Below are 11996 nucleotides of genomic sequence, written 5' to 3'. Positions count from 1 at the left end.
TATACCTTTTTCTTATTTTTTCGCTGAATGGATTTTCTCAAAATAAGCAAACTTTAATTGACGACACAAAAAAAATGTACGATGCATCTTATAATTTGGCTTTTGAAGAAGTGATAAATTATACGCATCCCAAAGTATTCGAAATAGCGAGCAGAGAAGATGTTATAGCGGCAATGGAAAATGCCTTCGACAATGAAACGATGCGCATTCGATTGGTACATGTCAATCCTACCTTTACCTATTCTGAAATTAAAACTATTGAAGGAAAATCGCTTTGTCTTATCAATTATACAAATGCAATGCGAATGACTTTCGAAAATAAATTGAGCGGAGATGAAGTGGAATCGATGAAGAAATCATTTACGGACAGTGGTGAATACAAAACGGTGCAATACGAAAAAGACCGGAATAGTTTTTTCTTAGAAGGAGATTCTATTGTGATTGCCGTTGCCGACGAAACTACACAAGGCAAATGGAAGTTTGTAAACTATTCAAAAGCACAGGCTCAGTTAGCAGAAATGCTTTTGGGAGCAAATGTTCTCAAGGGATTAGGTTTATAAATTAAACTTCATCTGGGAAAATTTTTCCTGGATTTAAAATATTATTAGGATCAAAAACGTATTTTATGCGTTCCATCAATTCCAAGTGTGTTTTAGTGAACGCGATGTCCATGAAATTCTTTTGAACAAAACCAATTCCGTGCTCGCCAGAAAGAGTGCCTTTTAAATCAACTGTTAGTTCGAATATTTCGCGAATTCCTTTCGGAACTTCAGTCTTCCAATTGGCATAGGTCATATCGCCTTTGATTATGTTTACATGGAGATTTCCATCGCCTGCATGACCATAACACACGGATTTAAAACCGTACTTCGCTCCTATTTTCTTAATTCCGTTTAATAATTCCGGTAAAACATAACGCGGTACTACCGTATCCTCTTCTTTGTAAATGGAATTGGATTTTACCGCTTCGGCGACTGAGCGACGCATTTTCCAGAGTGCATTTTTCTGATCTTCCGTATCTGCAAAAAGAATTTCATCGATTTCGAATTGCTCTAAAACGCTTGTGATTTTCTCGGCTTCTGAAAACAAAACTTCAGGATAATTCCCATCCACTTCGATTAACAAATGTGCCTCGTGATTGGGTTCTATTTTGACACTAATTCCGTCAACGTATTTCAGAGTCCAATCGATGGCATCACGTTCCATAAATTCCAGCGCACTCGGAACAATTCCGGCTCTAAAAATTGCTGAAACTGCTTCACAAGCCTGACTCGCATTGAAAAAAGGAACCAACATCAATACATTGTGAGTGTTTTTGGGAAGTAATTTCAATACAATTTTAGTAATCACACCTAATGTTCCTTCACTTCCTACCATCAATTGAGTGAGATTGTAACCCGTTGAGTTTTTTAACGTATTGGCACCAGTCCAGATAATTTCACCATTCGGAAGAACTACCTCCAAATTCAACACATAATCCTTTGTAACTCCGTATTTTACAGCTCTTGCTCCACCCGAATTTTCGGCTACATTTCCGCCAATCCAACAACTACCTTGACTGCTTGGGTCAACAGGATAAAACAATCCTTTTTCTGCAACAGCTTCGCGTAAAACTTGAGTAATAACAGCAGGTTCTGTGATAACTTGAAGGTTTCGTTCATCGATTTCTATGATGGAATTCAGACGTTCCATTGACAATCCAATTCCTTCATAAATACACAAAGCTCCACCACTCAAACCTGTTCTGGCACCAATAGGCGTAACCGGAATTTTGTAGTCATTGGCCAATTGCAATACTTGAGATATTTCTTGAGCATTGGCTGGTTTTACTACCACATTAGGCGGAAAAACATAATCTTCAGTTTCGTCGTGACCGTAATGATTTAGGGTTTCCGTATCGGTAAAAACATAAGATTCTCCTAGTATTGCAGTGAATTTATGGATGAGTTCAGTTGGAATTGGCATAGTTACTAAATTGAAAAGTAAAGGTAAAAAAATTAACCTAAAATTAGAAGCAAAAGTGGTGACGAATTGATTTGTAAATGGCCTATACTTTTTGCTCTTTCTTCAAATTAGGAAGAAAATAGCATATCACACCGATAATTGGCAAATACGAACATACGTGATACACGTATTGAATTGAAGTAAGATCGGCTAATCTACCCAGTAAAGCCGAACCTAGCGCTCCCATTCCGAAAGCGAAACCATAGAAAAGTCCGGATACCATTCCGAGTTTTTTTGGAACCAATTCTTGTGCATATACTAAAATTGCTGGGAAAGCCGATGAAATAATAATTCCGATGACCACCATCAATACGTCGGTCCAAAATAAGTTTACATATGGCAACAACAATGCAAATGGAGTTGCGCCAAAAACCGACAGCCAAATCACGTACTTTCGTCCGATTTTATCGCCTAAAGGTCCGCCAAGTATTGTTCCAATCGCATACGCAATCAAATAAATGAACATATGGTACTGCGCTTGTTGAATGGTCAAACTGAACTTGTCGATAATATAGAATTGATAATAGCTTGATAAACTTGCGGAATAAAAGAATTTTGAGAAAATTACAATCAATAAAATGGCTATTGAAATTTGTACTTTTTTCTTAGGCAAATTGTGCAAATTGATGAACGGTTGCGCTTTTTGATTTCGCTCTATTAAGTGATCTCGGTACCAAAAGGCAATTTTACTCAAAATGGCAAGTCCGATAACAGCCGCAATTACGAACCATAAAATGTATTTTTGCGAGTTCGGAACAACAATTAAAGCGACTAATAAAGGTCCGAGTGCCGTTCCGAAATTTCCTCCAACCTGAAAAATCGATTGAGCTAAACCGCGTTTCCCACCCGATGCTAAATTAGAAATTCGGGCTGATTCTGGATGAAAAATGGATGATCCAGTTCCGATTAACATGACAGAAATAAGAATCCAATAAAAATTATCAGCAAACGATATGGAAACGATTCCCGCCATAGAAAACAGCATTCCATAAATTTGAGAAAATGGTTTTGGAAATTTATCAGTATAATAACCAACAAAAGGTTGAAAAATTGATGCTGTAAGTTGAAAAGCAAAAGTGATTAATCCGATTTGGGTAAACGTTAGATTATAACTGTCTTTTAGAATAGGATAAATGGACGGAATGATTGCCTGAATTAAATCGTTGATTAAGTGAGCAAAACTTATGGAAAAAAGTATCGAATAAACGGTTTTTTGCATGATTTGCTTAGAAGAATCCAGTGAAGCTGTTTCCATTGGTTTGGGAATCGATTTTAATGCCACAAAATTAGTTTTTTTGAAAGACCTAAGCATCAAAATGCATCTATTTTATCGTTTTCAAAATAGTTAAAATTGATGCGATTCATTTTTCAATAAAAAACAAGGGTTCAAATAGTGTTTTCATGACTCAAATCTTTTAAATTTGTGAAACAAACACCGCTTTGAATTGAAAGAATCATCTAAAAAATCGGCTTTAACTGAAAAAGAAGGAATTGCACAACCCGAGTTTTTAAGTAAAACATCGCTGGAACAAGTGGTTCGTAGTCGAAAAAAACAACCTACATCAGATGATTTAATTGCAGGAATACTCAAACACGATAAAGTAGCTTTGAGTAGAGCAATTACCTTAATTGAAAGCACCAATATTGATCACCAATCCAGAGCAAATGAAGTGATTAATGGTTGCTTACCTTATGCCAACCAATCGTTGCGAATTGGGATAACAGGAGTTCCCGGAGTAGGAAAAAGTACATTCATCGAAGCTTTTGGCAAGCATTTAACGTCATTAGGTAAAAAAGTAGCTGTTTTGGCAGTTGACCCGAGTAGTACTATTTCTCACGGAAGTATTTTGGGCGATAAAACCCGAATGGAAGAGTTAGTAAAAGATGAAAATGCGTTCATACGACCAAGCGCTTCGGGCGAAAGTTTGGGTGGTGTAGCTCGAAAAACCCGAGAAGCAATTATTTTGTGTGAAGCTTGCGGATTTGACACTATTGTCATCGAAACCGTTGGTGTGGGTCAGAGTGAAACTGCGGTTCATAGCATGGTTGATTTTTTCTTGCTTTTAAAAATTTCCGGCGCTGGCGATGAATTACAAGGTATCAAAAGAGGCATAATGGAAATGGCCGATGCTATTGTAATCAACAAAGCCGATGGTGATAATGTAGCCAAAGCAAAACTGGCAAAAACCGAATTCAATAGAGCATTGCATTTGTTTCCGGCTAAAAATTCGGGTTGGATTCCAACGGTTACAACCTGCAGTTCGTATACCAAAGAAGGAATATCCGAAGTTTGGGATACTGTTTCAAAATATTTTGAATTAACCAAATCCAACCATTATTTTGAGGCAAAACGCAGAGAACAAAATCAATATTGGATGTTGGAAACAATTAATGAACAATTGAAATCTAATTTTTATAATCACCCCGAAATCATTCCGCTTTTAGAAAAAAATTTAGAAGATGTTCAAAGCAATGCTGTTTCTCCTTTTACAGCGGCAATTAACTTACTTACACTTTACTTTTCGAAGAAATAGACAAACTGCTTTGAATTGTTTTATTTTCTTACATTATAATTTATTTTTTTTCAAATATTCTATTTATAAAAAATCATAAACACATAATTATCAGATTTTTAAATTTTACAGAAAGCAAAAATATATAACTATCAAAAAAGGGTGTTTTTCCTATTAAATTTGTAAGTTTAATGGAATATTTTTGTTAGACCAAAACATAACAAAAAACTAAAAAACCTAAAATTATGAATGAAAAAATCATCTCAATTGAACAAGCTATCGAAATGAGAAATGAGTACCACACTCATGTTAAAACCTCTATTGAAAATGCAAGAGGAAATGGCTATCAAGCAACTGATTTTGCGTGGATTGACTTAAAAACATTGAAAGATTATGTTGCATTATTGGAAGAAATAAACAAATCAAACTCAGAAACGATTTCTGGTGTGCGTATTTATTTCTCAGCCTATCCTGATGCTTCAACATTTGCATGCGATCGTACTGCAAGTGTAGACTTACCTGCAAGGGAAACACTTTTCATTGCGCCTACTGTAAAAGTAGCATCAAGCAGTTTATCAAGTAATTATGAAAATTTGGAGCATTTGCCTTTTTGTATTAACCCAACAGACTCAAACGAACCTTACAAAGGAGATTTTGTTATAATAAATGATTTGTTGTGTTCTAATGATAACAATTCTGGTTCAGTAGCAAGAGGCTCTGATTATGAGAATATGACAAGTTTAATTATGAATCGAGCGACTATAACACCTCCGCCTTATTAAATAAATGGATTTAAATATTACTATAAATGATTTAAAATATAGTGGTGTAGTCATACAAGTTATTACCGCTATTGTTGCATCAATATATTACCCAAAATACAAAAATTCAGAAGCAAAATATCTTTTACCTTTTTTATGGTATGTTGCGATAAATGATATTGTAGCTGGAATATACAGTGCTACAGTTTCAGTATACAACGCTCCTTTTTTTAATATTTTTCAAATTGTATTTACAGTATATTATTTGAGTTTATATAAATCTGTGGTTGAAAGTTTAAAATTCAAAAAACTGATATCGTATTTTATATTGCTGTATTTATTTTCATTTATAGTTGCTCTTTTTACCGACGATTTTTCTAAATTCCATTTATCACTTTCCTATATAACAGGCTCAATTTTAATTGTTACAAGCATCATACTTTATTTTTCAGAAATTTTAAATTCAGATAAAATAATCCGAATTAATAAAATGTTGATGTTTTGGATTAGTATAGCATTACTAACTTGTTTACTTCCTGATATACCGTTTGATGTAATTCGAAGATATTATGAAAAATCACCCACAATTCCTTACATTTACGTGGTAACTTTTGTATTGATCATAACTTTTAACCTAATTCTAATATCGGGATTTATATGGAGCGAAAAGCAACAGAAGCAATAATATTAGCCATATTAGGTATCGCGAGTCTTTGCGTTATTATCGTTTTTTTGTTCATAATTTTCCAAAAGAAAAAAAACGTTCTTTTATTAAAACAAGCTGAAGACAAAAAGCAATTTGAAAAAGAGATCAGCGAATCACAGGTAGAGATTAGAGAGCAAATTTTACGCAACATCAGTTGGGAATTACACGATAACATTGGTCAATTGCTCACATTAGCCAAAATTCAGTTGCAAGGTGTTGCTGAAAATCCGGATAACGTAAAAGAAGTAAACGATAATCTGACCAATATTTTGAGTGAAGTACGGTCTTTATCAAAAGTTATTAATCCTGATTTTATTACCAACATCAATCTTGGTGACGCCATACAATTAGAAATTGACCGATTCAATCGTCTCAATTATATTAAATCAACGCTTACTATTGAAGGAGAACATTTCGATATTGATCCGAAATCAGAAATAGTAATTTTTAGAATTCTTCAAGAGTTTTTTTCAAATACAGTCAAACATTCGAGAGCTACAGAGCTAAACGTTCACTTAAGCTATGCTGACACTACGATTTCAATACTTGCTGAAGATAATGGAAAAGGATTTGATATGACTAAAATTCAACAAAACGGAATTGGGTTGAATAATATGAAGAAAAGAGGTGTTTTAATCAATGCCGAAATTTCGATAGAATCAAAAGTTAACGAAGGTACTAAACTGAAAATCATTTATAATCAAGTTCAATCATGAAAAAGCACACCGTTGTTATAGTAGAAGACCATACATTGCTTTCGCAAGCTATTGCTGGCGTTGTAGAAGGATTTGAACATTTTGAAGTGTTGTATTTATGCAAAAATGGAGCTGAATTAGTTTATAATTTAACTAATGACAAACCCGTTCCAGACATTGTCTTAATGGATGTAAACATGCCCATTATGAATGGCATTGAAACTACAAAATGGCTCACCGATAATTATCCGAGTGTGAATGTATTAGCACTAACCGTAGAAGAAGATGAAAACACCATTTTAAAAATGATTCGATCCGGTGCCAAAGGATATTTACTCAAAGATGTTGATAAACGAACTCTTGAAAAAGCCTTACATAAAATTATAGAAACAGGCTTTTATCATTCGCATAATGTTACTGATGTGCTGATGAATTCAATAACCGGAAAAAGTTCACTCCAAAACAATTTGAAAGAGCAGGAAATTGAGTTTTTAAAACTGCTTTGCACTGAATCAACTTACAGAGAAATTGCGCAATACATGAAACTCAGCCCAAAAACCATTGATGGCTATCGGGATTCATTGTTCATCAAACTCGATGTAAAAAACAGGATTGGTTTGGTACTTTATGCCGTAAAACACAAAATTTTCATTCCGTGATTATTCTTCGTATCGCTCCATTTCACGATCGTAGAATTCGCCAGCGAGCGTAATTAAATGCTCCATTTCCGATTCTAATTCGGTTTCGTCTTCTTCTTCTAAATCTTCAAGAAATTCAACTGAATCGTCTTTCAAATTGATTAAAAATCGAGGATATTCAAGATGAATGATGAAAATATCATCCGGAAAATCAGAGTTATCAGCTAAAACGAATTTTGGTAATTCCATAACTAAAGTGTTGTAAGTTGTAAGTTATATGTTTTGAGCCGCAAGTTAAAGAACTTAAAACATACAACCTACAACTTTTTTTAAACTATTTATCCGACAAAATCACAGGCGCACTTCCTTTTCCCATAAAAATAATTTTGGCATTAGAAGATGTTGCGATTTCTTTTTGCGCTTTTATTTGTTCGTATTGCAATTGTTTATCGGTCAAGCCGGATGAAATAATGCGTTGATAATCCGCAATACCTTGTGCTTCTACTCTTTTTCTTTCGGCTTCTTGTTTTTCTTTTTGAAGTACGAATTGCATTTTTTGAGCTTCTTGTTCGGCATTAATTTTACCCTCAATAGTTGTTTTTACCGAAGCTGGAAGATTGATGTTACGTATCAACAATTGTTCTAAAACCAAACCTCTTTTCTTGAAATCGTCTTCAATCGATTTGAAAATGCGCTGTTGAAATTCGTTTCTTTTAGTCGAATACAAAGCTACTGCATCATAATAAACAGCGTTGTCGCGAATGCGAGTTCTTGTGACAGGACGAACGATTTTATCTTTGTAATTTTCGCCAATTCCTTTTAGAATTTTCGGAGCATCACCTGGAACCACTCGATACAAAACAGTAAGATCAATAACTACCTCTAAACCGTCATTAGACAACACTCTAATCGCATCATCACCTTCTTGATCACCTTCATTATGAATGGCAGACATGGTGTAATTTTGGGTTTGAATATCAAAATTGGTGATGTCCAAAAGCGGATTAATTACATGCAAACCGCTTTCCAATATGTCGGGTTGCACTCTACCATAAAGCGACTTCACTCCTACTTTTCCTGCGTCAATTTGCTTGAATGTTGACGATAGAATTCCTAACAAAATCACTACAATTCCAACAATTCTAAATGTTTTGGAAAACTTTGCCATCGGGTTGGCATTGTCTTTTAATGAAAAACCTACAATAATCAGAATAACCCCAATAATAAGTAATAGTATCATTTCATAAATGTTTTTTAATTTACGATGATTATACGTAACTGTTACTTATTAGTTACAGATTTTTCTTAATAAGTTTTACGAATGATGCTCGGCTATTAACTTGCGCGTCAAATAATGAAATCGGATGTAAAGAAACAATGCCGCTGCAGTCAATCCTGCTAACAATCCGATCCAAACACCAACGGCTTTGAGATCGGTATATTCTCCTAAATAATACGAAATCGGAAAACCAACTACCCAATACGCCACAAACGTAATGTACATCGGAATTTTGACATCTTGCAAACCGCGTAAAGCTCCTAAAACAACCACTTGAATTCCATCTGAAATTTGAAAAACCGCAGCAACCAAAAGTAATTTTGCGGCAATCGCAACTACTTCTTGGTTGTCGAGCAATTGCATTTCATTATTCATATCTAAAAATAAAGGCGGCAAAATCTGATGAAAAACAACAAATAAAACAGCAAAAAGTATTTCAATTAAAATCGCCAACAAGAAAATAGAACGGGCAATAATGACTAGGTTTTTATAATCTTGAATTCCTTTTTGATTGCTCACGCGTATCATCGAAACCACACTCAATCCCATAGCAAACATAAACGTCATCGAGGCCAAACTTAACGCAATTTGATTGGCAGCCTGACTTGTTTTACCAATATTTCCACACAACCAAATGGCCGCTGTAAACAACACCACTTCAAACAGCATTTGCATCGCCGAAGGGAAACCTAAATCCACAATTTTCTTGATGGTTTCTTTTTTGATTTCGTCAAAACTAAATCCTTTAAAATAGGTTTTCAATTGTTGTTGCTTTGATAAAATAATGTGCATAAATGCCACCATCGCAATTCTGGAAATCACCGTTCCCAATGCTGCACCAATGATTCCCATTTTTGGGAAAATCCAAATTCCGTAGATTAACCAATAATTGATGATTACGTGAATGATATTCGCCATCACAATGGCATACATCGAATATTTGGTCATCGACAAACCATCGGCAAATTGCTTATAACCTTGGTACATAATGAGTGGAACCAACGAAAAAGCTACCCAAGTCAAATACGGTTTGGCCAGAACAATTACTTCTTTCGGTTGGTGTAATAGTTCCATTATCGGCTTAGCCAAAACCACCAAACCAAAAAGCAAAACTCCCAAAATGGTACACAAAAACAATCCGTGATGAAACGCAGATCGAATTTTTGAACCGTCTTTCTCTGCGTCGGCTTCACCTACAATGGGTGTAATAGCAGTAGAAAAACCAATTCCAATTGACATCGCTACAAAAATCATACTGTTGCCCAGCGAAACTGCCGCTAATTCAGTAGAACCTAATTTTCCTACCATAATGTTGTCGACAATTCCAATCAAAGTATGACCCACCATTCCCAAAATTACAGGATAGGCCAATTGCATATTGTATTTAAATTCTTTGGTGTACTGAGAAAAATTCATGGTGATTTTATGAGTGCGCAAAGATAATGGAATGAAACACAGATTTCACAGATTTTTAAAATTAATAAAATCTGTGAAAATTTTTCTATTTTCTTAAATCTGTGTTGGTTTATCCTTTCAACTGCTCTCTATACACCTCAATATTCGCCTTCACTTTCGGATCCAATTCGGGTTCAGTAATATCAGTAAGTTGTTGCATGGCTTCCCAAATGACTTTGGCTACAATGTAACGCGCCACTCCTTTATCATCAGCAGGAACAATGTACCACGGCGCATGTTCTTTGGCTGTTTTAGTAATGGCTTCTTCGTAGTACTTCATATAATCGTCCCAACGCTCACGCTCTTTCAAATCGCCCGTCGAAAACTTCCAATTGTCTTCTGGGTTTTCCAAACGCTTTAATAATCGCAAACGCTGTTCTTCTTTACTCATGTGGAAATAAAACTTCAAAATTGTAGTTCCGTTCTGAGCAATGTGTTGTTCAAAATTATTAATCTGTTCAAAACGATTTTCCCAAAACTCAGGTGTAATGTCTTCTACTTTTTCTATTCCGGGTAAATTCTCAAACAAGATATATTCAGGATGCACACGCGTCACCAAAACGTTTTCATAATGCGTTCGATTGAAAACAGCAAACTTTCCTTTTTCGGGCAAAGCCAAATAATGACGCCATAAATAATCGTGTTCCAACTCGGTCGAATTGGGCGTTTTAAAACTGTGAACTACTACGCCACGCGGATTGAATTCTTTAAAAACCTCTCGAATCAAACTGTCTTTTCCGCTCGTATCCATGCCTTGAAGACAGATCAAAAATGCATGCCGATTGTGTGCATACATCGCATCTTGCTTTTTACTCAATTTCAGTTGCACTTTGTCCAAAGCCTCTTCTTCCTCATCTTTATCGGTATCAATCGCTAATTTAGTAGGCAACTTCGACAAATCTACTTTCCCAGTAACTTTAAAATCTTCAATGTTAATCGACTTCATAGTAAATAATTTATATTTGTAAAAATAAAAATTAGAAGCTATTTCCTGCTATCCGTTGCAATCTTTTTTGTCTTCCCACGCACAGTCGACAGACAAAAAAGGATTTCCACTTCTATCAGGGCTAGCCACATTAGAACATCCATGGAAAAATTTCAGCTTTCACTACTCTTTAAAATCATCGGAATTGGTTCGGCATCGGGTTTAGTATTCAACCACGGTAATTTGTATTTAATTTCGGACAACAGCACGTATTTATACGAATATCAAATGGATTCCACCCAACTCAACAAAATCCAACTCACCGAAAATGCCACAGACAACATCGCCAAAAAATTAAAACCCGATTTTGAAGCTATTGCACACAACGACAGTTATTACTTCCTTTTTGGTTCGGGTTCGACCGAAAACCGCAATAAAATGATTCAAGTGGATGCCAAAACCAAAGAAGTCATCAAAACGTTCGACTTGAGTTTTCTCTACGAAAGCATGCGATCATTTGCCGAAATGGAGGCCGACGATTTCAATCTTGAAGGTGCCATTTACGATGATGGAACGTGGTACTTTTTCAATCGCGGAAACGGAAAAAATAAGCGAAACGTAGTTTTTACCGTAACTGGTGAAAATTTAGAAGACGATTATCGCATTCTAATCAACGAGTATAAATTACCCAAAATCAAAGGTGTTCGTGCTAGCTTCACCGACGCAATTAGTATTGACGATTCCATTTATTTTCTTGCAACAGCCGAAAACACCGAATCAACCTACAACGACGGCGAAGTAGTAGGAAGTTTAATCGGAAGAATTGACAGTAATACCATGAAAGTCGAATTCACCAAAAAAATCACCGATACCAATAAGTTTGAAGGACTGACATTTTACAAAAAAACCCGAAGTACTATTGAATTTTTACTGTGTGAAGATAATGATACTGAGCAATTGGAATCGAGTATTTATAATTTGACTTTAGATTTAAAAATGAGAAAATAAGAACATACGATT

13 protein-coding genes are annotated in these 11996 nt (G+C 35.2%); 7 read left to right on the top strand and 6 right to left on the bottom strand.

Translation table 11 applies throughout. The annotated features are described in order from the left end of the window. Positions 1–74: 74 nt before the first annotated feature. Positions 75–560 (top strand): hypothetical protein, encoded by a 486-nt coding sequence (locus VK161_RS00810; RefSeq protein WP_324212841.1) that lies wholly within the window; start codon positions 75–77, stop codon positions 558–560. Position 561: 1 nt separating this feature from the next. On the opposite strand, the gene VK161_RS00805 is transcribed toward VK161_RS00810, so the two are convergent. Both VK161_RS00805 and VK161_RS00800 read right to left on the bottom strand, forming a co-directional pair. Further along, entirely contained in the window at positions 562–1965 is a 1404-nt protein-coding gene (locus tag VK161_RS00805) for an FAD-binding oxidoreductase (protein ID WP_324212840.1), read from the bottom strand. 82 nt (positions 1966–2047) lie between these two features. Continuing rightward, on the bottom strand, positions 2048–3259 hold the full coding sequence (locus VK161_RS00800) for an MFS transporter (RefSeq protein WP_324212970.1): 1212 nt from the start codon (positions 3257–3259) through the stop codon (positions 2048–2050). 190 nt (positions 3260–3449) lie between these two features. On the opposite strand from VK161_RS00800, the gene meaB reads away from it, so the two are divergent. The 5 genes from meaB to VK161_RS00775 all read left to right on the top strand — a co-directional run bounded on the left by meaB (position 3450) and on the right by VK161_RS00775 (position 7338). Further along, positions 3450–4538 (top strand): methylmalonyl Co-A mutase-associated GTPase MeaB, encoded by a 1089-nt coding sequence (gene meaB / locus VK161_RS00795; protein ID WP_324212839.1) that lies wholly within the window; start codon positions 3450–3452, stop codon positions 4536–4538. Positions 4539–4762: 224 nt separating this feature from the next. Further along, positions 4763–5299 (top strand): hypothetical protein, encoded by a 537-nt coding sequence (locus VK161_RS00790; protein ID WP_324212838.1) that lies wholly within the window; start codon positions 4763–4765, stop codon positions 5297–5299. Between the two features lie 4 nt (positions 5300–5303). Continuing rightward, positions 5304–5963 carry a hypothetical protein gene (locus tag VK161_RS00785; protein WP_324212837.1) on the top strand — a complete coding sequence of 220 codons (660 nt, stop codon included), beginning with the start codon at positions 5304–5306 and terminating at the stop codon, positions 5961–5963. Further along, positions 5936–6700: a sensor histidine kinase gene (locus tag VK161_RS00780; RefSeq protein WP_324212836.1), complete on the top strand. Its 765-nt coding sequence runs from the start codon at positions 5936–5938 to the stop codon at positions 6698–6700. Before VK161_RS00785 ends, VK161_RS00780 begins: the two co-directional genes overlap by 28 nt. Beyond that, positions 6697–7338, top strand: a complete 642-nt coding sequence (locus VK161_RS00775) for a response regulator transcription factor (RefSeq protein ID WP_324212835.1) — start codon at positions 6697–6699, stop codon at positions 7336–7338. The genes VK161_RS00780 and VK161_RS00775 overlap by 4 nt, the downstream gene beginning before the upstream one ends. Here the strand turns inward: VK161_RS00775 and VK161_RS00770 are convergent, their stop codons facing one another. The 4 genes from VK161_RS00770 to VK161_RS00755 form a co-directional block, all read right to left on the bottom strand. Continuing rightward, positions 7339–7566 carry a hypothetical protein gene (locus VK161_RS00770; RefSeq protein ID WP_324212834.1) on the bottom strand — a complete coding sequence of 76 codons (228 nt, stop codon included), beginning with the start codon at positions 7564–7566 and terminating at the stop codon, positions 7339–7341. Between the two features lie 85 nt (positions 7567–7651). Further along, positions 7652–8557, bottom strand: coding sequence for a prohibitin family protein (locus VK161_RS00765; protein WP_324212833.1), 906 nt, complete (start codon positions 8555–8557; stop codon positions 7652–7654). Positions 8558–8632: 75 nt separating this feature from the next. Continuing rightward, complete coding sequence (locus VK161_RS00760) at positions 8633–10012, bottom strand: MATE family efflux transporter (RefSeq protein ID WP_324212832.1); 1380 nt, start codon at positions 10010–10012, stop codon at positions 8633–8635. A 109-nt stretch (positions 10013–10121) separates the two neighbouring features. Beyond that, positions 10122–10997, bottom strand: coding sequence for a PPK2 family polyphosphate kinase (locus tag VK161_RS00755; RefSeq protein ID WP_324212831.1), 876 nt, complete (start codon positions 10995–10997; stop codon positions 10122–10124). Between the two features lie 141 nt (positions 10998–11138). On the opposite strand from VK161_RS00755, the gene VK161_RS00750 reads away from it, so the two are divergent. Next, positions 11139–11984, top strand: coding sequence for a DUF6929 family protein (locus VK161_RS00750; RefSeq protein ID WP_324212830.1), 846 nt, complete (start codon positions 11139–11141; stop codon positions 11982–11984). The last annotated feature ends 12 nt before the right edge of the window (positions 11985–11996 follow it).

This window comes from Flavobacterium sp. (genome assembly GCF_035299245.1).
Lineage (GTDB): Bacteria > Bacteroidota > Bacteroidia > Flavobacteriales > Flavobacteriaceae > Flavobacterium.
The sequence above is the reverse complement of the archived record's forward strand: the minus strand, read 5'-3'. Positions and strand labels throughout refer to the sequence as shown.

Coding starts and splice junctions, on each gene's coding strand:
- VK161_RS00810 (WP_324212841.1), top strand. CDS start 75: ATGTACGATGCATCTTATAATTTGGCTTTTGAAGAAGTGATAAATTAT.
- VK161_RS00805 (WP_324212840.1), bottom strand. CDS start 1,965: ATGCCAATTCCAACTGAACTCATCCATAAATTCACTGCAATACTAGGA.
- VK161_RS00800 (WP_324212970.1), bottom strand. CDS start 3,259: ATGGAAACAGCTTCACTGGATTCTTCTAAGCAAATCATGCAAAAAACC.
- VK161_RS00790 (WP_324212838.1), top strand. CDS start 4,763: ATGAATGAAAAAATCATCTCAATTGAACAAGCTATCGAAATGAGAAAT.
- VK161_RS00785 (WP_324212837.1), top strand. CDS start 5,304: ATGGATTTAAATATTACTATAAATGATTTAAAATATAGTGGTGTAGTC.
- VK161_RS00780 (WP_324212836.1), top strand. CDS start 5,936: ATGGAGCGAAAAGCAACAGAAGCAATAATATTAGCCATATTAGGTATC.
- VK161_RS00775 (WP_324212835.1), top strand. CDS start 6,697: ATGAAAAAGCACACCGTTGTTATAGTAGAAGACCATACATTGCTTTCG.
- VK161_RS00770 (WP_324212834.1), bottom strand. CDS start 7,566: ATGGAATTACCAAAATTCGTTTTAGCTGATAACTCTGATTTTCCGGAT.
- VK161_RS00765 (WP_324212833.1), bottom strand. CDS start 8,557: ATGATACTATTACTTATTATTGGGGTTATTCTGATTATTGTAGGTTTT.
- VK161_RS00760 (WP_324212832.1), bottom strand. CDS start 10,012: ATGAATTTTTCTCAGTACACCAAAGAATTTAAATACAATATGCAATTG.
- VK161_RS00755 (WP_324212831.1), bottom strand. CDS start 10,997: ATGAAGTCGATTAACATTGAAGATTTTAAAGTTACTGGGAAAGTAGAT.
- VK161_RS00750 (WP_324212830.1), top strand. CDS start 11,139: ATGGAAAAATTTCAGCTTTCACTACTCTTTAAAATCATCGGAATTGGT.